The 19090-nt window shown below is 73.2% G+C and carries 16 protein-coding genes; 10 read left to right on the plus strand and 6 right to left on the minus strand.

What is annotated here, in order from left to right:
• Positions 1-8: 8 nt before the first annotated feature.
• The 6 genes from OG570_RS28040 (at position 9) to OG570_RS28065 (ending at position 7149) form a co-directional block, all read left to right on the plus strand.
• On the plus strand, positions 9-1550 hold the full coding sequence (locus OG570_RS28040) for a hydantoinase/oxoprolinase family protein (RefSeq protein WP_326952168.1): 1542 nt from the start codon (positions 9-11) through the stop codon (positions 1548-1550).
• Positions 1550-2620, plus strand: a complete 1071-nt coding sequence (locus OG570_RS28045) for a DUF917 domain-containing protein (protein ID WP_326960180.1) — start codon at positions 1550-1552, stop codon at positions 2618-2620. Before OG570_RS28040 ends, OG570_RS28045 begins: the two co-directional genes overlap by 1 nt.
• Positions 2617-3711, plus strand: coding sequence for a DUF917 domain-containing protein (locus OG570_RS28050; protein ID WP_326952169.1), 1095 nt, complete (start codon positions 2617-2619; stop codon positions 3709-3711). The genes OG570_RS28045 and OG570_RS28050 overlap by 4 nt, the downstream gene beginning before the upstream one ends.
• The gene (locus tag OG570_RS28055; RefSeq protein WP_326952170.1) at positions 3708-4421 is read left to right on the plus strand and encodes an SDR family oxidoreductase; all 714 of its coding nucleotides are present in this window, start codon (positions 3708-3710) and stop codon (positions 4419-4421) included. The genes OG570_RS28050 and OG570_RS28055 overlap by 4 nt, the downstream gene beginning before the upstream one ends.
• 21 nt (positions 4422-4442) lie before the next feature.
• Positions 4443-5504: a DUF917 domain-containing protein gene (locus OG570_RS28060; RefSeq protein ID WP_326952171.1), complete on the plus strand. Its 1062-nt coding sequence runs from the start codon at positions 4443-4445 to the stop codon at positions 5502-5504.
• A gap of 163 nt (positions 5505-5667) precedes the next feature.
• Positions 5668-7149, plus strand: a complete 1482-nt coding sequence (locus OG570_RS28065) for a helix-turn-helix domain-containing protein (protein WP_326952172.1) — start codon at positions 5668-5670, stop codon at positions 7147-7149.
• Between the two features lie 30 nt (positions 7150-7179).
• Here the strand turns inward: OG570_RS28065 and OG570_RS28070 are convergent, their stop codons facing one another.
• The 3 genes from OG570_RS28070 to OG570_RS28080 are packed head-to-tail and all read right to left on the minus strand — an operon-like array spanning position 7180 to position 9772.
• A complete protein-coding gene (locus tag OG570_RS28070) occupies positions 7180-8928 on the minus strand; it encodes a WXG100 family type VII secretion target (RefSeq protein WP_326952173.1) in 1749 nt (582 codons plus the stop codon).
• The gene (locus OG570_RS28075) at positions 8928-9242 is read right to left on the minus strand and encodes a hypothetical protein (RefSeq protein WP_326952174.1); all 315 of its coding nucleotides are present in this window, start codon (positions 9240-9242) and stop codon (positions 8928-8930) included. The genes OG570_RS28070 and OG570_RS28075 overlap by 1 nt, the downstream gene beginning before the upstream one ends.
• Entirely contained in the window at positions 9239-9772 is a 534-nt protein-coding gene (locus OG570_RS28080) for a YbaB/EbfC family nucleoid-associated protein (protein ID WP_326952175.1), read from the minus strand. The genes OG570_RS28075 and OG570_RS28080 overlap by 4 nt, the downstream gene beginning before the upstream one ends.
• Positions 9773-9961: 189 nt before the next feature.
• Here OG570_RS28080 and OG570_RS28085 point away from each other — a divergent pair, with 189 nt between their 5' ends.
• Positions 9962-10960, plus strand: a complete 999-nt coding sequence (locus OG570_RS28085) for an aldo/keto reductase (protein WP_326952176.1) — start codon at positions 9962-9964, stop codon at positions 10958-10960.
• 296 nt (positions 10961-11256) lie between these two features.
• On the opposite strand, the gene OG570_RS28090 is transcribed toward OG570_RS28085, so the two are convergent.
• Positions 11257-11739 carry a hypothetical protein gene (locus OG570_RS28090; RefSeq protein WP_326952177.1) on the minus strand — a complete coding sequence of 161 codons (483 nt, stop codon included), beginning with the start codon at positions 11737-11739 and terminating at the stop codon, positions 11257-11259.
• Positions 11740-11841: 102 nt separating this feature from the next.
• On the opposite strand from OG570_RS28090, the gene OG570_RS28095 reads away from it, so the two are divergent.
• The 3 genes from OG570_RS28095 to OG570_RS28105 all read left to right on the plus strand — a co-directional run bounded on the left by OG570_RS28095 (position 11842) and on the right by OG570_RS28105 (position 14326).
• Positions 11842-12531, plus strand: a complete 690-nt coding sequence (locus tag OG570_RS28095) for a response regulator transcription factor (RefSeq protein WP_247053722.1) — start codon at positions 11842-11844, stop codon at positions 12529-12531.
• Entirely contained in the window at positions 12528-13787 is a 1260-nt protein-coding gene (locus OG570_RS28100; protein ID WP_326952178.1) for a sensor histidine kinase, read from the plus strand. The genes OG570_RS28095 and OG570_RS28100 overlap by 4 nt, the downstream gene beginning before the upstream one ends.
• A gap of 86 nt (positions 13788-13873) precedes the next feature.
• A complete protein-coding gene (locus OG570_RS28105) occupies positions 13874-14326 on the plus strand; it encodes a hypothetical protein (protein ID WP_326952179.1) in 453 nt (150 codons plus the stop codon).
• 104 nt (positions 14327-14430) lie between these two features.
• Here OG570_RS28105 and OG570_RS28110 read toward each other — a convergent pair whose 3' ends face one another.
• Together OG570_RS28110 and OG570_RS28115 are read right to left on the minus strand one after the other, a co-directional pair.
• Positions 14431-14976, minus strand: a complete 546-nt coding sequence (locus OG570_RS28110) for a DUF4232 domain-containing protein (RefSeq protein WP_326952180.1) — start codon at positions 14974-14976, stop codon at positions 14431-14433.
• 823 nt (positions 14977-15799) lie between these two features.
• A complete protein-coding gene (locus tag OG570_RS28115; RefSeq protein ID WP_326952181.1) occupies positions 15800-19069 on the minus strand; it encodes a glucodextranase DOMON-like domain-containing protein in 3270 nt (1089 codons plus the stop codon).
• Positions 19070-19090 lie beyond the last annotated feature (21 nt).

Raw genomic sequence — 19090 nt, forward strand, 5'->3', positions numbered from 1 at the left:
GAATCCCTGTGCGCATCGGCATCGACGTCGGCGGCACCAACACGGACGCCGTCCTGCTCGACGGCCGGCAGGTGCTCGCCTCGGTCAAGACCAGCACGACCGCGGACGTCACCTCGGGCATCGTCGCCGCGATCGACGGCCTGCAGCGGCAACGCGCCTTCGACCCGGCGGCGGTGCGGGCGGTGATGATCGGCACGACGCACTTCATCAACGCCCTGGTGGAGGCGCACCGGCTCGCGCCGACCGCGGCCGTGCGGCTCAGCCTGCCGGCCGGCGCGTCGCTGCCGCCGATGGTCGACTGGCCGCAGCGGCTCGTCGACGCCGTGTCGGGGCGCAGCTACCTGGTCCACGGCGGACACGAGTTCGACGGCCGCCACATCGCGGAGCTCGACGAGAGCGAGCTGCGCAAGGCCGCCGACGACATGGGGGCGGCCAGGGTGCGCAGCGTCGCGATCACCTCGGTCTTCTCCCCGGTCAACGCCGAGTTCGAGACGCGCGCGGCGGAGATCATCAGCGCGCAGCTGCCGGACGTCGCGATCTCGCTGTCCCACGAGATCGGCCGGATCGGTTTGCTGGAAAGGGAAAACGCGACGGTGATCAACGCGGCGCTGCGCGAGCTGGCCGCCCACATCGTCGACGGTTTGGCCGCGTCGGTCACCGGTGCGGGCATCACCGCGCCGCTGTACCTGAGCCAGAACGACGGCACGCTGATGGACGTCGACTTCGCCCGCCGCTACCCGGTGGCGACGTTCGCGTCGGGGCCGACGAACTCGATGCGCGGCGCCGCCGTGCTGTCCGGTTTGGACACCTGCGCGGTGGTCGACGTCGGCGGCACGACGTCGGACGTCGGTGTCCTGCGGCAAGGCTTTCCGCGGGAGGCGACGACGGACGTCAGCGTCGCCGGGATCCGGACCAACTTCCGGATGCCGGACGTCCTGTCGATCGGGCTCGGCGGCGGCAGCCGGGTGCGCGGGAACGTCACAGTCGGCCCGGACTCGGTCGGCTACGAGCTGACGTCGAAGGCCCTGGTCTTCGGCGGCGACACGCTCACCGCGACCGACATCGCGGTCGCCGCGGGCCGCGCGGACATCGGGGACGCGTCGCTGGTCGCGCACCTGGACCGCGCGCTGGTGCGTTCCGCGCTGGAGAAGATCGCCGCCGAGGTGTCCGATGTGGTCGAACGGATGCGGACGTCCGCCGAGCCGTTGCCGGTGGTCGCGGTCGGCGGCGGCTCGGTGCTGCTGCCGGCCGAGCTGGCCGGGTGCGGCGAGGTGCACCGGCCGGAGAACTACGCCGTGGCCAACGCCATCGGCGCGGCCATCGCGCAGATCGGCGGTGAGGTCGACCGCGTCTACGTGATCGAGCCCGGCCGCCGCGAGTCCGTTGTGGACGAAGCCAAGCAGGAGGCGATCGACCGAGCGGTCGCCGCGGGCGCGTCGCCGGCGTCGGTCGGCATCGTCGACTTCGACGAAGTGCCCATCCCGTACCTGCCCGGCAACGCCACGCGCATCCGCGTCAAGGCCGTCGGCGACCTGCAGCTGGGGGCGTGATGCGCGAGATCACTCTCACCGATCTGGCCGACATCGCGCGCGGCGCGGCGATCCTCGGCACCGGCGGCGGGGGAGACCCCTATATCGGCCGGCTGCTGGCCACCGCGGCGATCCGGGCCGACGGCCCGGTGCCGCTGGTTCCCCTGGCCGACCTGGACGACGACGCCGTCGTGCTGCCGGTGGCGATGATGGGCGCGCCGACCGTGATGGTCGAGAAACTGCCGTCGGCCGAGCAGGTCGGCCTCGCCGCGCGGACGCTCGCCGGGTACCTCGGCAAGGAGCTGACGCACATCGCGTGCGCCGAGGCGGGCGGCGTCAACTCGCTGATCCCGGTCGTCGCGGCCGCGCAGCTGGGCCTGCCGCTGGTCGACGCCGACGGCATGGGCCGCGCGTTCCCGGAGCTGCAGATGGTACTTCCCACACTGTATGGAATCCGTGCGACGCCGATGTCCATTGCCGACGAAAAGGGCAACCGTGGAATATTGGATACCGTCGACAATCACTGGGCCGAGCGGCTGGCCCGGTCGGCGACCATCGACATGGGCTGCTCGGCGATGATCAGCAACTACGCCATGTCCGGCGCGCAGGCCCGGGAGGCCCTCGTGCCCGGGACGCTCAGCCTGTGCGCCGAACTGGGGGCGCTGGTGCGCGCGGCTCGGGAGGCGCACGTGGATCCTGTATCCCGGGTCGTCGACCGGCTCGGTGGCCGGCGGCTGTTCAGCGGCAAGGTCGTCGACGTCGCCCGCCGGACGGTCACCGGCTTCGCCCGCGGCGAGGCCCGGCTGTCCGGAATGGACGGTGACACCGGCGCGGAACTGGTGCTGCGGTTCCAGAACGAGCACCTGGTCGCCGAGCGCGACGGCGTCGTCGAGGCCTCGGTGCCCGACCTGATCTGCACGCTGGAACGCGAGTCCGGCGAGGCCGTGACGACCGAAGGCCTGCGGTACGGCCAGCGCGTCACGGTCATCGCCGCGCCCGCCGACCCGCGCTGGCACACCCCGGAGGGCCTCGCGCTGGCCGGGCCGCGGTACTTCGGCTACGACATCGACCCGATCGGGGTGGCCGGGTGAGCTGGACCCTGACCGAGGAGGACCTGCCCGACCTCGCCCGCGGTGCTGCCGTGCTCGGCACCGGCGGGGGCGGCGACCCGTACGTCGGGCGGCTGCTGGTGCGCGAGGCGATCCGCGCGCACGGGCCGGTCACCGTCCTCGACCCGTCCGAAGTGGACGACGACGCCCTGGTCATCCCGACCGCGCAGATGGGCGCGCCGACCGTGGTGCACGAGAAGCTGCCCAGCGGCGGCGAGCCCGTGCTGGCGTTGCGGACGCTGGAGAAGCACCTCGGCCGGCGCGCCGACGCGACCATGCCGATCGAGTGCGGCGGGATCAACTCGATGATCCCGCTGCTCGTCGGCGCACGGCTCGGACTGCCCGTGGTCGACGCCGACGGCATGGGCCGCGCGTTCCCCGAGCTGCAGATGGAGACGTTCGGCGTCTACGGCGTCCAGGGATCGCCGATGGCCATCGGCGGCGAGCGCGGCGAGACGGCGGTGATCGACACCGGCCCCGACAACCGGCGGATGGAGTGGCTGGCGCGCGGCGTGACCGTCCGGCTCGGCGGTGTCGCGCACATCGCCGAGTACGCGATGAGCGGCGCCGACGTCAAGCGGACGGCCGTGCCCCGGACGTTGTCGCTGGCGTTGACCGTGGGCCGGACGATCCGGGAAGCGCGTGACCGCAACGAAGACCCGGTGTCGCGGCTGGCCACCGCGCTGGTCGAGACGCCGTACCAGGACCTGCGTGTGCTGTTCCGCGGCAAGGTGTCCGATGTGGAGCGTCGGACCGAGGAAGGCTTCGCGCGGGGACGCGCGGCAGCGGTGTCGTTCGACGGCGCGCACAAGCTGGAGATCCTGTTCCAGAACGAGAACCTCCTGGCCACCGTGGACGGTGAGGTGCGGTGCGTGGTGCCGGACCTGATCTGCGTGCTGGAGGCGTCGACGGCCGAGCCGATCACCACCGAGACCCTGCGGTACGGCCAGCGCGTCACGGTGGTCGGCATCTCGACCCCGCCGCTGATGCGCACGCCCGAGGCCCTGGACACGTTCGGCCCGGGCGCGTTCGGGCTGCCCTACCCCTTCACCCCCGTCGAGGAGATCGCGTGAGCACGCTGGAAGACCGGACCGTCGTCATCATCGGCGGCGGCTCGGGCATCGGCTTGGAGGTCGCCCGGCGAGCGGCTCTCGACGGGGCCAAGGTGCACCTCGGCGGGCGCACGCCGGGGAAACTGGCCGACGCGGCGTCGGCGATCGGGGCCACCTGGCAGGCCGTCGACAGCACCGACCAGGACTCGCTGGCCGCGTTCTTCGGCGCACTCGACCGCGTGGACCACCTGTTCACGCCCGGCGCGTCCTATGTGGTCGGACCGCTGCGCGAGCTGAGCGACGCGGACGCGGCGAGCCCGTTCGAGACGAAGTTCTGGGGCCAGTACCACGCCGTCAAGCACGCGGCGCCTCGGCTGGCCCCCGACGGGTCGATCGTGCTGATGTCGGGTGCGGCGAGCGTCCGGCCATCGGGCGCGGCGCCCGCGTACGTCGCCTGCAACGCGGCGATCGAAGGCCTCGGGCGCGGGCTGGCGGTGGAGCTGGCACCGGTCCGGGTGAACGTCGTCGCCCCGGGCACGATCGACGGCAACCTCTGGGCCGGACGGCCGGCGGCGGTGCGGGAGGCGAGCTTCGCGCAGTACTCGCGCGACACGCTGCTGCACCGCGTCGGCCGCGAGTCCGAAGTGGCCGACGCGGTGCTGTACCTGTTCGGCAACAGCTACACGACCGGGTCGACGCTGTATCCCGACGGTGGCTACGCGCTGCGTTGACCTCGGCTAATGTGGTCGTCCATGCGCATCACGGCCGGTGACGTGCCCGCCCTCGAACGCGGCGCCGCCCTGCTCGGGTCCGGCGGTGGCGGCGACACCGCCACCGCCGCCGTGCTGCTGCGGCGGCAACTCGAGCGCGGGCACGAGCCGCTCGTGCGGCCGGTGGCCGACCTGCCGCCGGCGGCCCGCGTGGTCCCGGTCGGCGTGGTCGGCGCGACGGCGGCGTTCACCGAGAAACTGCCGGGCGGCGACGAGTTCGCGTCCGCGGTGGCGGCGGTCGAACGCTGGACCGGCGAGCGCGCCGACGCGGTGATGTCGATCGAGATCGGCGGCCTCAACGGCTTGATGCCGCTGGTGGTGGCCGGCGAGCTGGGGTTGTCCTACGTGGACGCCGACCTGTCCGGCCGCGGCCTGCCCCGGCTGGACCAGCTGGCGGTCGCCGCGACCGGCCGCGGCATCGCCCCCGCGGCGCTGGCCGAACCGGGCGGCCAGGTCATGCTGCTGGCAGCCGGCTCGGACGCGATGGTCGAGCGCGGCGCCCGGGCGTTCGTAGCCAGTTCGGGCGGCTGGGCGGCATTCGCACTGGCCCCCGTCCCGGCCGGCGAGCTGGCCGCGTGCTCGGTACCGGGCACGACGAGCGCCGCACTGGCGCTGGGCCGCCGGGTGCTGGCGCTGGGGGAGAGCCCGCCCCGCGCCGCCTTGGCCGCCGCCCTGCGCGGCTCGGTCCTGGCCCGCGGCCGGGTCCTGGAGGTAGCGCGGCACGTCGGCCGGAGCAGTCCCGGGTTCGGCCGCGGCAGCGTCACACTGGCCGACCACGACGACGGCTCGCTGCTGAGGCTGGAGATGGAGAACGAGTACCTGCTGGCCCTGCGCGACGGCGCCCCGGTGGCGTCCACCCCGGACGTCCTGTCGGTACTGGACCACCGAACGGGCATCCCGGTGACGTGCGACGCGATCCGAACCGGAGTGGAGGTAGACGTGGTGAGGCTGGCGGCAGCCCCCTTCTGGACCGACCCACGAAGGCTGCCGGTACTGCAACCACGGGCATACGGCATCGACTGCGACCCGGTGGATGTCGGATGAGCCCGCGGCGGGTGCCGGTGTCGCCGGGCTGTGCTGGCTTGCGGCGGCCGGGCGGGTGTGGGATTGGTCGCGGTGTGGTGAGCCGTCGGCGGGTGTCGGCGTCGCCGAGCCGGACCGGCCAGCAGCAGTGGCAGCCGTGTGGGTGCCAAGCGAAGGCGAGCCGATGAGTTTGCGGCGGGTGCTCGCCTCGCCCGGCTGGGCGGAGCACGTCCGGCTGGTCGCCGGGGCCGCCGGTCTTGACCGTCCACTCGCGACGGTTCAGGCCACTTTGGACGCTTCCCACGATCCGGTGCCCGACGAGCTGGTCGTCGTCGTGCGGCCGGTTGCCGGGACCGATTGGCAGATCGATGCCCTGCTGCGGCGGTGTGCCGATGCCGGGGCCACCGGGGTGCTGCTGCCGGGCGTCGAACCGCTCGCCGCGTCGCGGTTGCTGGCCGATCGGCTGGCCGTGCCGCTGCTGAACACCCGTGCGTCGCCGCTGGATCTGGTCGTCGAGGCGCGGTTGCTGCTCGCGGCGCCGGAGCTGGCGCGGGCCGACCTCGTCCTGGCTACGCACCGCGCGCTCGGGGACCGGCCGCGGGCGCCCGAGGAGGTCGTCGCGGTGTTGCGGCGGCTGTTGCGGTCGCCGGTCGCGGTGCTCGACGACCGCGGCGTGCCTCTGGCCGGCGAACTCAGCGAAGCCGGGCGTGTCCGGCTCGGCGAACCCGTACCGCAGCGGATCGCCCTCGACGACGGCGTGCTGCTCGCGCACCCCGCGCTGGCCGTGTGGCTGGCCGTCGAGCTGCGGGGCACCGAGGCCGCCCGCGCGGACGTCGTCCCGCCCGCCCTCGCCGTCGCGGCCGGGGCGGTGCAGCGCTGGCTGCTCGCCAACCGCCTCGAACTGGAACGCGACGCGCGTTCGCGCACGGCGTTGCTCGGCGACCTGCTGCGCCTCGACACCGAACCGGGCGCGGACCTGCGCCGCCGCGTCGCCGACGCGGGCTGGCGGCTCGGCGGCTGGCACGTCGGGCTGCACATCGGCGTCCCCGCGGCGGTCGACACCGTCGCGCGCACGCAGGAGGTCGTGCGGGCGCTGCGGGCGGAGGACGTCGAGGCGGTGGTGGTCGAGCACGGCGACGGCTGGACCGGCTGGGTCACCTTCGACCAGGAGCCGACGGCGGAGCGGGTGCGCTCCCTGGCGAGCCGCCTGCAGGCCGCGCACCGGGCGTTGCGGCTGGGCGCGCACATGGGCGTCGGGCGGCCGCACCCGCGTCCGGACGGCCTGGCCGCGACGGTCGCCGAGGCGAGCGACGCCGCGCGCCTGGCTGCGACCCGCCCCGAGACGGGCCACTTCCTGCACGTCGACCAGCTCGGCATGGCCCAGCTGCTGCTCGAATGGACCCGCACGGACACGTTCGAACCCGCGGCCCGCGCACTGGTCGCGCCGCTGCGCGAGGTGCCGGGGGACCTGGTGCGGACGCTGGCGTCCTATTTGGACGCGGAGTCGTCGATCGCGGAGACGGCGACCGTGCTCGGCGTGCACCGCAACACGGTGGCGGCGCGGATCGCGCGGATCGAGCAGCTGCTGGGCGTCGACCTGTCCCGGCCCGACGAACGGCTGGCGCTGCACCTGGCGTCGCGAGCGGTCATCCTGTCCGACCCGTGACCGGCGGGGTGCGCCGGTCACGGGTGGGGATCAGTCGTCGTCTCCGCCGCCGGTGACGTTCCCGATGCTGGCGGGCACGCCCTTGATCATGTCGACGACGGTCTTGCCGGCCAGGCCCGACTTGCCGAACCACGGGTCGGTCATGACCTTGATCGCCGACTCGAACTTCTCGGCGGCGGCCGGGCTGTTGAAGAGCTTGCCCAGCTCGTGCACGGAGAGGTTGCTGATCTTGTCGAACTTCTGCATGATCTCCGGCGTCACACCGTCCACTTTGGACAGCTTGTCCTTGATGACGTCGGTCATCTGGTCGGTGAACGGCTTGTGCGGCTTGGGCTCCGGCGCCGGAGTGGCCGGCGGGCTGCCGGCGTCGTCCGGCTTCGGCGGCGCGGGCTCCGGCTTGGGCGGCGCCGGTTCGGGCTTCGGTTCCGGAGTGGCCGAAGACGGCTTGGGGTCGGGCTCGGGCTTGGGTTCCGGCTTCGGCGGCGCCGGTTCCGGGGTCGCCGAGGACGACGGCGCGGGCTCCGGCTTCGGCTCGGGCGTGGGTTCGGGCTTCGGCTCGGGTTTCGGTTCCGGCTTGGGCTCGGGCGTGGCCGAGGACGGCTTGGGTTCCGGTTCGGGCTTCGGTTCCGGCTTGGGTTCGGGCTTCGGCTCCGGGGTCGCCGAGGAGGACGGCGCCGGCTCGGGCTTCGGCTCGGGCGTGGGTTCCGGCTTGGGTTCCGGTGTGGCCGACGACGGTTTGGGTTCCGGCTCGGGAGTAGCGGACGACGGCTTGGGCTCAGGCTCGGGAGTCGCCGACGACGGCTTGGGCTCGGGAGTCGCCGAGGACGACGGTGCGGGCTCCGGCTTGGGCTCGGGCTTCGGTTCCGGCTTGGGGTCGGGTTTCGGCTCGGGCTTGGGTTCCGGCGTGGCCGAAGACGGCTTCGGTTCCGGGGTCGCGTCCGGCTTCGGCAGCGGCGTCGCGGGCGGCTTCGGGGTGGGTGTCGGCGTGAGGCTGCTCGTCGGGGGCTTCGCGCCGGCCAGCTCGTCGCCCGCCTTGCCCATCTTCGCCAGCGACGCCACCAGGTCGCCCAGCTTCTTGGCCAGCTCGATCAGCTTCGTGCCGATCTTTCCCAGTGCCGTGGCCACCGTGCCGATCGTCGTGCCGACGAACAGCGCGATCGACGCGCCGAACGTCACCGGGGCCAGCGCCGCCGCGATCAGGGCGCCCTTGATGATCGTCGCCAGGAGCATCGCGATCAGGTCGCGGAAGATGCCGCGGAACGCGCCGACGATGCCGCCGGCGATCTTCATGTTCTTGCCGGCCTGGTCCAGGTACCAGCCCAGGGAGCCGAGCTGCTCGGTGACCGCGTCCATGTCCTTCTTGAACGCGTCGGCCGCCTTGCCGGACCAGTCCTTCATCAGCGTTTCGATCGCCGTCTGGTGGTCCTGCGACCACTGTTCCAGCTTCTTCTTCTCGGCCGTGAGCGCCTCGCTGGCCGCCGCGATGCCGATCGGGTCGCCCATCAGGATGTCCAGCGGCCACCGCAGGATCGTGATGTGCTCGATGAGCCAGCCGATCCCGGCGGTCAGCAGGCTGCCGATCGGGTCCAGCACGAGACCGATGGTCTCCAGCGCCATGCCCGCCGAACCGATGCCGATCGCGACCTTGTCGTTGTCCTTGACGGCCTTGTCCAGGCCCACCGCCGCCTCGAAGAACCCGGCGCCGGCCGACGCGTTGTCACTGTTGAAGAGCTCGCCGCCGTGGAGGCTGACGTCCTTGCTCTTGTAGTCGTCGGCCACTATTCGAACCTCACGATCGAGTCGACGGCGTCCTGTTCACCGGACTTGTACCGCTTCGCGGCCTCGGTGACCTTGTCCGCGAACTCGCCGATGGTCTTCGCGTAGTCCCCGAACTGGTGGTGTGCCTTGTCGGTCCACGTGCTCGCGCCCGCGGCTATCAGCTGGCACGCCGGGTTGATGCCGAACATGCCGGGGTCGCAGGTCATGCCGCCGACCAGGTCCCCGGTGCTCTTGAGGTTGCTCTCCAGTTCGTCGAGGTGCTGGGCGAACTTCGCCAGCGGCTCGGAGTCGACCCGGAACCCGCCGCCGCTCACCAGGGGTTCGATTCGTCGTCGAAGGTGTCGTCGCCCGCGGGACGGCGACGCGGAGCAGGCCCGGCGGCCGGCGGTGGGCCGACCGGCCGCGGTGGTGGTGGCGGCGGGGTCGCGGCCGGCGGCGGGGTCCGCTCGGGCTCGGCGTTGTCCGGCGCCGCGAAGTCGCCGTCCGGCGGTGGGTCCGGCGGCAGGAAGGACCGGACCATGTCGGTGGACTCGCTGTCGCCGTTGATGGTCGCGAAGGAGTCGGCGACGCTGCGGGCGGTCTGGCGCTGCGCGTCGCGGACCGCGCCCATGATCGCCGCGGTCAGCCGGGCCGGGCCCATCTCGCAGGCCCGGAAGCCGAGCTCGAGGTTCGTCAGGGCGCCGTTGGGGGCGAGGGTCACGGTGACGGCCCCGTCGCGGGTGCGCACGGTGGCCCCGGCGGCCGAAAGCGCTTCACTCAGCGCCGCCGCCTTCGCCTGCATGTCCCGGACCTGCCGGTCCAGCAGGAGTTGGAAGTCTTCACCTGGCCCCAGGTTCGGTTGCACGAATTCGACTCCTCGCCATCCGGGGAGGCCGTCTACCAGCGACGACCTGAATTCGGGCAGATTAGCGCACACCGGACGTTCACTCACTGGTAGTCGGGGGTGTGCCTGCTTTTCTCCTCGTTCTTGCCCGGTTGTGCCTCACTCGGTCGGGTTGACCCGGATCGCGGTCCGGGTTGCACGATCGAGGGCATGACCGAACTCGACCACTACCGGCCCCTGGGCCGCTCCGGGCTGCGGGTCTCGCCGCTCGCCCTGGGCGCGATGACCTTCGGCACCGGCGCCCTCTGCGCCGACGACGACACCGCCCGCAAGATCTTCCGCACCTACGTCGACGGCGGCGGGAACTTCGTCGACACGGCGGACAACTACGGCGACGGCCGCAGCGAGGTGCTCGTCGGCGAGTTCCTGCGCGACACCGCACGCGACGACATCGTGCTCGCCACCAAGTACTCCGGGCCCAAGTTCGCCGGCGGCGGCCCGGTGTCGAATCCCCGGCACCGCAGCAATGGGCGCAAGAACATGGTCGCTTCGCTCGAGGCGTCGCTGCGCCGGCTCGGCGTCGACCACGTCGATCTGTACTGGCTGCACGTCTGGGACGGCTCCACTCCGGCCGAAGAGGTGATGGCCGCGTTCGACGATCTGGTGCGGGCCGGGAAGATCCGCGCCGCCGGGCTCAGCGACGTCCCGGCCTGGTACGCGACGAAGGCGGCCATGCTCGGCGGCCCGCCGGTGACGGCGCTGCAGCTGGCCTACTCCCTGATCGAGCGCGCGATCGAGGCCGAATACGTGCCGCTGGCCCAGGAGTTCGGCATCGCGATCCAGCCGTGGGGCGCGATCGGCGGCGGCTTCCTCAGCGGCAAGTACACCCGCGACGGCGAGGGCACCGGCCGCCTCGAAGGCGCCGACGTCCCCGAGCCGCGATGGGCGATCCTCGGCGCCGTCCGCGAGATCGCCACCGAGGTGGACGCGACCCCGGCGCAGGTGGCCCTGCACTGGGTGACGCGCCGCCTCGCGATGCCGGCACCGCTGATCGGCGCCAGGTCGCCGGAGCAGCTGACCGAGAGCCTGGGTGCGCTGACCCTCGACCTGACCGACACCCAGGTGGACCGGCTGACGGAGATGAGTGCGACGCCATTGCCGTTCCCGCACGGCATCCTGGCGCAGCTCAACGCGGGCCTGCCGCGCTAGCCGCCGTCCGGCCGGTCGCGCTTCTCGTCGCTGTGGTGGCCGGGTTGCGGGCCACGCACGAAGGCCGCACAGCGACGGGAATGGCCGACACGGCGCGCGGTATGGGCCAACACGATGCCCAGGCTGGGCAACGCGGCGCCGGGACCGGCCAACATGGCGCCCAGGCTGGCCAACATCGGCGTCCGGAATGGCCGACACAGCGCCCGGACCGGCCAATCCGGCGCCCGGACCGGTCAACACGGCGACCGGAATGGCCAACGCTCGACGCGAGGGCAGCTGAACGCGGGCCTGCCGCGCTAACCGTCGCCGCCGTGGCCTCCGTGGTGGTCGTCGGCGACCGACTCCGCGTGGGGTTCGCCGCCGACGCAGGTCACGATCGTCACGTTCTCCGTGCCGCCGTTCTTGAACTTGATCGACGCCGAGGCGGCCGGGCCGCGGGAGACGTCGTCGGTGCGGAAGCCCGGGTCCGGGCTCCACGACCGCAGTGTCACCTGACCGCCCGCGCACTCGGCGACGAGGCTGCCACCCGGGACAGTCAGGCCACGCGGTGCCGGGGCGCTCGAAGACGAAGGAGCGGCGGCGGTGGTCGTGGGCACCACCGCCGAAGAGGTGGCCGGCGCGGCCGCGAGCGCGCGGGTGACGTCGTCCTGGGACAGGGGCTGGTTCTGCGGGCCGAGGATGCCCGCGCCGACGACGTCCAGGGCGAAGGTGGCGACCGCGGCCGTGGCCCCGGCGGCCAGCAGCCACCCCACCGCGATCAGCACCCCACGTCGTCCCATGTCGTCCACTGTGCCACCCCGAAGGGTTAAGGCACTCCTAACGCGGTCCTACGGTTCGCCACGATCCGGTCGACACGGCCTCGCCGGTATACCGTCCTGCGCATGGCCACGGTGTTGATCGTCGAGGACGACCCGACCATCCGCACAGCGGTGCTCCGCGCGCTGACCGACCGCGGGCACACGGTGACGTCCGCCGCGAACGCGATGACCGGGCTGCAGGCGGCGGTGACCGACCGCCCCGACGTCGTCCTGCTCGACCTCGGGCTGCCCGATCTCGACGGCCGCGAGGTGCTGCGCATGGTGCGGGCGGTCAGCGCGGTGCCGATCATCGTCGTCACCGCGCGCGGCGCGGAGGACGAGATCGTCCGGCTGCTCGACGCCGGCGCCGACGATTACGTCGTGAAACCGTTCGGTGGCGCGCAACTCGACGCCCGGATCCGCGCGGTGCTGCGGCGCAGCGAGCCGGAGGAGACGACGGCCCCGGTCGTCGTCGGCGGGATCTCGGTCGACGCGCGGACGCGGGAGGCGTCGCTCGACGGCGTCCCGCTCGACCTCACGCCGCGCGAGTTCGACCTGCTGCACTACCTCGCCGCCCGGGCCGGAACGGTGGTGAGCAAGCGCGAACTGCTCGCCGACGTCTGGAAACTGCCCTACGCGGGCGCGGACAAGACCGTCGACGTCCACCTTTCGTGGCTGCGGCGCAAGCTCGGCGAAACCGCGCAGGAGCCGCGGTACCTGCACACCGTGCGCCGCGTCGGCGTCCGGCTCGCAGAACCGGGGGCCGGGTCGTGAGGAAACGGCTCGCGCTGCTGGTGGCCGTCACGATGAGCCTGGTGCTCGTCGCTTTCCTGATGCCGCTGGCGATCCTGCTGCAGTCGGTCACCGCCGACCGCGCGGTCACCGCCGCCACGGCGAAGGCGCAGTCGCTCACCTCGCTGGTGGCGACGGCCGACGCGCGCACGCTGCAGCCGGCGATCGACCAGCTCAACACGACCGCGGGCCACCCGGTGACGGTGTTCCTGCCCGACGGCACGGTGCTCGGCGCGCCCGCCGCGCGCACGCCCGGCGTCCAGTTGGCGGCGGTGCAGGGCAGCCTGACGGTCGAGGACGCGGACGGGCGGGAGATCCTGGTCGCCGTCCAGGGGCTGCCGCGGGGGACGGCGGTGGTGCGGGCCTACGTCGACCGGGCGGAGCTGACCCGCGGGCTGGGGTCGGCGTGGCTGGTGCTGGCGGGGCTGGGGGTGTTGCTGCTGGCGCTCGGGGTGTTCGTCGCCGACCGGCTGGCCCGCGCGGTCGTGCGGCCGGTCCACGAGCTCGCCGAGGTGTCCCGCCGGCTCGCCGACGGCGACCTCGACGCGCGGGCGCGCTCCGGCGGGCCCGCGGAGGTGCGGTCGGTGACCTTGGCCTTGAACTCCCTCGCCGCCCGGATCCGGGAGCTGGTCCGGCAGGAACGGGAGGCCGTGGCCGATATTTCGCACCGCCTGCGGACTCCGCTGACCGTGCTGCGGCTGGACGCCGAGTCGCTGCGCGACCCCGAAGAGGCCGAGCGGATCACCGGCCACGCGGAGAGCCTGGAGCGCCAGGTCACCGCCCTCATCGAGCAGGCACGCCACCGCGATTCGGCGCCGGTTTCGTGCGATGCGGCGGAGGTCGTCGTCGAGCGGGCGGCGTTCTGGTCGGTGCTGGCCCAGGACCAGGACCGCGAGGTGCACTTGTACCTCGACCCGGGACCGCTGCCGGTCGCGGTCGGCGCGACGGAGCTCGCCGCGTGCCTGGACGCGTTGCTGGGCAACGTCTTCGCGCACACGCCCGAAGGAACGACGTACACGATCAGCCTCTATCCGAAGCCGGACGGCGCGCGGCTGGAGGTCGAGGACCAGGGTCCGGGGTTCGACGAGGTTCCCCTGCGCGGCCGGAGCGGCGCCGGGTCCACCGGGCTGGGGCTGGACATCGCCCGCCAGACGGCCCGCTCGTCCGGCGGGGAGTTCTACGTGCACCGGGTCCCGCCGCACGGCGCGCGGATCGTCCTCGATCTCCGAAGTCCTTAGGAGTTCTTTAAGCTGCCGGAAGCGCGCTGCTATCACTGATCGCGGGATGCTCGGTTTCGTAGTCAGAGAAAGAAAAAGGAGCAGCGATGCGCAAGGTACTGGTGTTCGCGGTAGCGGGAGCGGCCCTCACGATCGGCGGGACGACGGCGGCACTGGCGTCGTCGTCGCACCCGGGTACGGACGACGGCGTCCGGCCGGCCACGGTCTCGACGACGTCGGGAACGTCCACGCACAGCGGGGTTTCAGGGACGGCCACGGTGCCGGAGCCATCGGCGACCTCGGTGCCGGGCGCGACGTCCGTCCCGAGCACGTACCCGTCGGCGGACCGGCACGGCGGCCGCACGACCGAGCCAGGTGACGACCGCGGCCGGTCCACTGTGGAGCCGGGTGATGACCACGGTCGGGGTGTGGAGCCGGGTGATGACCACGGTGGGCGCGGTGCGGAACCGGGTGACGACCACGGTGGCCGGGGTGGCGAGCCGGGTGACGACCACGGTGGTCACCACGAGGCGGGCGACGACCACGGGGGCCGCCGGTGACCCTGGGAAAGCCGTGAGGGGCACCTTCATGGCGTTATGAGCCGTGAGGGTGCCCCTCGTGACACGTGCTGCCGCACGGTCCGCGGCGCGTCGTGCGCGTGGTGTCAGGCCGTGGGCGCGCCCGCGGTCACCGGGCCGACGGTCAGGTTGTGCGCTTCGGCGGAGTCGTCCAGCGCGCCCTGGTTCCAGGGCAGGGTGATGGCCGGGTCGAAGGTGTCGCCGCGCGGGGTGGTCATCGCCGGCGCGGTCACCGTGACGCTCGTGGGCGACACCTGGTTCTCCGGGGCTTCGATGCCGGTCCAGTGCAGCAGCATCGACGCGGGCGCGCCGTCGGCGACGGTGACCGCCGGGGCGTCCGCGGCGGCCGGGTCGGGGGTCACGGTGACGCCGTCGGCGCCGGTCAGGGTGACCGGGAGCGCGCCCGGGAGGGTGCACGATTCGCCGGGCTTCGCGGTGAAGACCAGCGAGGCGTAGCGCTGGCCCGCGCCGGGGTCGCCGGCGACCAGCGTCGTGTCGACCTGGCCGGAGGCGCAGTTGAAGTCGGTCGGCATCGCGGAGGCGGCCCCCGCCCCGGCGACGACAGCGGACGCGGCGGCGCCGGTCACGGCGAGAACGGTCACGGTGCGGCGGATGCTCGGACGAGTGGTCATGAGCTGTACCCCTTCCGGTGTCGGGCGGTTCCGGTGAGTGGTTCACCGAACTCCGCGCTCACTAAGAAAGATGCCCACGACCCGTCCGGGTTGGCTCCAAAGTGGGGTTGCCCGCAGAAAAGCAACCCTGGGTGATCTTGAACGTCTGACTAAACGTGATCCCGTGCGCAACGGCGCTGGGCTGTTCACGTGCCCGGGCCTGCGGGACCCAGCGAGACGCTGGCGTCGGCGAGACCACACCCACGAATCTCACCCGGCGAGACACGGCGGTCGCCGCGATGGCGCGCACCACGGCGACGGCACGGGTCGGCTCGGCACCAGCCGGTCCGGCTTCGGCGGGCGTGGCCCGGCCCTGTCGGCGGCATTGGCCAGGCGCGATCCGGCCCTGTCGGTGGCGCTGACGGGCGCGGTCCAGCCCCATCGGTGACATTTTCGGGCGTGGCCCGGCCCCGCCGTTGGCACTGGTGAGCGCGGCGTCGGCCTCGCCGGTGTCGGGCGTAGCTCGGCCCTGTCGGTCGCACTGGTGAGAGTGACCCGGCCTCGCCAGCGGCGCTGGCGAGGCAGCTCAGCCCCGTCGGCGGTGCTGGCGGGCACGGTCTAGCCTCGTCGGTGACGTTGGTGAGCGTGGCCCGGCTTCGCCGGTGACATTTGCGGGCGTGGCCCGGCCTCGTCGGTGGCGCTGGTGAGTGTGGTCCGGCCCCGCCGGTGGCGCTGGCGGGCGCTTCGCCCGGTGGACAGGCCCTCGCGCGCTTGTACGGCAGGCAGATTCCCGTCCACGCCAACGGACGGGGATCGCCGAAACAGCCGGTCCGGACCCGGCCGGTCAGCCCACCGGCACGCCGCGCACCGTGACCGGGCCTCGGGTCGGGTCCAGTTCGGCCGCCTGGTCGACTCCTGCCGGGGTCAAGACGTCCAGGGCCTTCGGTGCCGTGGCCGAGTCGGCGGTGCACACCGGGGCCGTGCCGCCCGTCGCGCACAGGCCGAACGTGTACTGGCCCGCCGTCGGGGTGAACGGCCTCGCCTGGTCGGGGGAGTTGCCGTCCTGGCCGGTGAGGACCGCCGCGAACGTCCAGCCCGCTCCCGGTGTTCCGAACGCCGACTTCGCCACGCTGACCGTGATGTAGCGCGTCGCCTGGGAGGCCTGGACCGAGGGCGTCGCCAGCGCGGCGCCCGAAGCGTCGACCAGTGACGGGCCGGCGAAGCCTTGGACTTCCAGGCGACGGCTCCAGGCGTCGGACGGCGCGATCGTGTACGCCCGGCTCGGGAACGGGGCCGCGGTCGACGTGGTCGTCGCGGCCGGGTCGTGGGCGTAGACCGTCAGCAGCTGGGCGCCCAGCGGTGACCCGAACGTCGGCGTGAGGTCGCGGACCTGGGCGCGGAACACCAGGTTGGTGCCCGAGTCGATGACCTGGAACCGCTGCAGGTCGAACGCGCCCGCGTGGAAGTCCGTCGCGGTCGGGTAGGTGTACGTCCCCGGGCCGTTGTCGTCACCGTCCGGGTCGGTCTGGTCCAGCAGGACCGTGCCCGTGACGAAGTCCGAGCTGATCGTCCGCTGCGCGTAGCCCGTGCCGGCACCCGTGGCCGTTGCGGTGACGACGTTCGCACCCAGCGGGGTCGGCACCGTCGCGGCGAAGGTTCCCGCCGCCGAAGCCCGTACCGAGAGCACCGTGGTCGTCCCGGCGTCGGTGGCCGAGACGGCGAGGTCGACCTGGCTGCCCGCGGGTGCGGTGCCGGTCACCGCGGCCGTCGCGGTCGAGACCGACGCCGGTGCGTCCAGGGTGACCGTCAACGCCGCGGGCGGGGCGTGGGTGACGTACCGGGCGCGGACGTCGGCGGGCTGCTCGGGCAGCTTGCCGTCCGCGACGGCCCGGGCCAGGCGCACCGACTGGGACTGCGCCCAGCTCAGCGGGGCGACCGAGCCGACCGACTGGCCCGGCGTGAACCCGATGGACGCCGTCCGCGGGTCGGTGCCGTACGGCGACGCCGGGACCGCCGGGTTCTCCCAGATCTGCTCGGGGATCAGGCCGGTCCCGCCGGTCTGGGCGCGCATCGCGCGCAGCAACGCGGCCGCGCCCGCGCGGTCGCCGGTCTGGACGGCCTGCTCGCCGCGTTCGCCCGCGAGCACCGGCCAGAGGTGCCCGGACCCGGTGTTGGTCGTCGGCCACGGCGTGCCGGTCGGGGCGCAGTTCGTCGGGTCGGGCTCGTAGCAGTCGCCGTAGCCGTCCTCGCTGCCCGGCGCCGACGTGCCGTAGCGGTACCAGCCCGGCCCGGCCGGGGTGTCCCGCTTGATCACGCGGTCGACGACGGCCAGCGACGCGGTGATGTCGGGGTCGGTCGCCGGCAGCACGCCGAGGCGGGTCAGCTCGAGAAACCCGGCGTCGACGACCGCGCGCTGGTCGGCGTCCACCGAGCCGTTGCCCAGGTTGTAGAAGTACTCCGAGTTCGGGTCGCCGTTCTTGGTCAGCCGCAGGAAGTAGCGGCCGCCGTACGGGCCGTTCGACGTCACGGTCCAGCCCTTGATGCTGCGCTGGAACTGGTCGGCGGTGGCCCGGTAGACGCGGGCGCGCGCCGGGTCGCCGTTGTGGTCGGCGATCACGCCGGCCGCGACGAGCCCGGCGATCTCGGCGGCGATCGTCGAGGGGGAGTAGCCGCCCTGCTCTTCCCAGCGCTCGGAGCCGAACGACGGCCCGTGCGCGACGACGAAGTCGGCGGCCGCGCGGATGTGGCCGGTGTAGAGCGTCCGGTCGCGGTCGAGCCCGGCCTGCAGCGCCATCAGGATCGGGTACGCGCTTTCGTCGAGCTGGTCACCGCCGGAGTCGGGGGCCTTCTTGCCGTTGAGCAGGGAGTTGCGCGGGAACCGGCCGTCCGGCTGCTGCTGGCGGGAGAACAGCCAGCGCACGCTCGCCCGCGCCGTGTCGCGATCGCCCGCCGCGAGCAGGCCGGAGAAGCTTTCGTAGAGGTCGCGGGCGAAGATCTCGCGGTAGGAGCCGAAGTACACGGGCTTGCCGCCGGGCGCGTCGCCCGCGGACACCGCTTGGCCCCACGGGCTGCCGAGCGACGCCACCACCGCGCCCGGGAACGTCTTGTCCTCGCTGGCCTTCAGGACGTTGGCCGACTGGTAGTAAGCGTCGGAATCCTTGCCGCGCAACGGGGTCAGCCCGTTGTCGTAGTTCTGCCAGCCGCGCGCGTAGTCGCGGTAGCTCTGGTCGAACGGCGTGCGCAGGCTCGCCCCGGCCGTCGCGACGGCCGCCCGCGCGTCCGTGCCGAAGCCCAGCGCCAGCACGGCGGGGCGGCGCGGGGCCAGGTCCAGCTGCGCGGTCTGCACGACGTTGCCGTTCACGGCCGTCGACGTCGGGTCGGTGAGCCGGTGGGCGCGGTCCAGCTGGGCCAGTCCGTCACCGGCGGTGCCGGCGAAACCACTGCTGGTGCTCAAGAACCTGCGGTCCGCGCGCAGGGCGGCGGCCAGCGGCGTGCCGTAGTCGCGGGCCGGCGCGCTCGAGGCGGTGTTCGTGTCGGCGCTGACCAGCGCGGTCGTCGCCGCGTCGACCGTGGCGGTGTCCCCGCCGCCGTTGGCCTCCCCACCACCGCCGTTGCCGTTGACGCTCGCGTCGAACCGCACGTAGACCTTCAGGTCCCGGCCGGAGTCGCGCAGCGGCTCGAGGCGGGTCCGGATGAGCACGCCGGTGCGCGCCGGGTCGGCCAGGTACTCGGTGACCAGCCGGTACTTGCCGCTGCGCGGGGTCGAGGTCACCTCGCAGGCCATCCCGCCCGCGCTGGTCCGGACCGTGTAGGTCATGTCGCGCGCCTGCAGGTCGGTGAAGCTGCGCCCGTCGGTGACGGCGAACTGCAGCGTCTCGACGTTCGTGTTGTCGATCACCGGCGCGTAGACGTCGGAGAGCACGCCGTTCGCGACGGTGAACCACGCCTTGCTGGTCGTGTTCCGCGCGGTGCCCAGGCAGTCCTTGCGGGCCAGGCCGAAGTGCGAGACGGCGCCCGGACCGGGATCGGTGGCCGCCGAGGCGGCGGGCACGGGCAGGAAGGTGGCGGCGGCCAGCACCGCGCAGAGCACCACGGACGACGTCGACCGAGTCATCCGCACATCGGATCACGCCCG

Origin of the sequence: Amycolatopsis sp. NBC_01286, from assembly GCF_035982555.1 — a bacterium.
Lineage (GTDB): Bacteria > Actinomycetota > Actinomycetes > Mycobacteriales > Pseudonocardiaceae > Amycolatopsis.

Bases quoted from the DNA above. Each gene is read 5' to 3' on its own strand.
- OG570_RS28065 (WP_326952172.1), top strand. From the start codon at position 5,668: ATGAGTTTGCGGCGGGTGCTCGCCTCGCCCGGCTGGGCGGAGCACGTC.
- OG570_RS28105 (WP_326952179.1), top strand. From the start codon at position 13,874: ATGCGCAAGGTACTGGTGTTCGCGGTAGCGGGAGCGGCCCTCACGATC.
- OG570_RS28090 (WP_326952177.1), bottom strand. From the start codon at position 11,739: ATGGGACGACGTGGGGTGCTGATCGCGGTGGGGTGGCTGCTGGCCGCC.
- OG570_RS28110 (WP_326952180.1), bottom strand. From the start codon at position 14,976: ATGACCACTCGTCCGAGCATCCGCCGCACCGTGACCGTTCTCGCCGTG.
- OG570_RS28085 (WP_326952176.1), top strand. From the start codon at position 9,962: ATGACCGAACTCGACCACTACCGGCCCCTGGGCCGCTCCGGGCTGCGG.
- OG570_RS28095 (WP_247053722.1), top strand. From the start codon at position 11,842: ATGGCCACGGTGTTGATCGTCGAGGACGACCCGACCATCCGCACAGCG.
- OG570_RS28060 (WP_326952171.1), top strand. From the start codon at position 4,443: ATGCGCATCACGGCCGGTGACGTGCCCGCCCTCGAACGCGGCGCCGCC.
- OG570_RS28045 (WP_326960180.1), top strand. From the start codon at position 1,550: ATGCGCGAGATCACTCTCACCGATCTGGCCGACATCGCGCGCGGCGCG.
- OG570_RS28115 (WP_326952181.1), bottom strand. From the start codon at position 19,069: ATGACTCGGTCGACGTCGTCCGTGGTGCTCTGCGCGGTGCTGGCCGCC.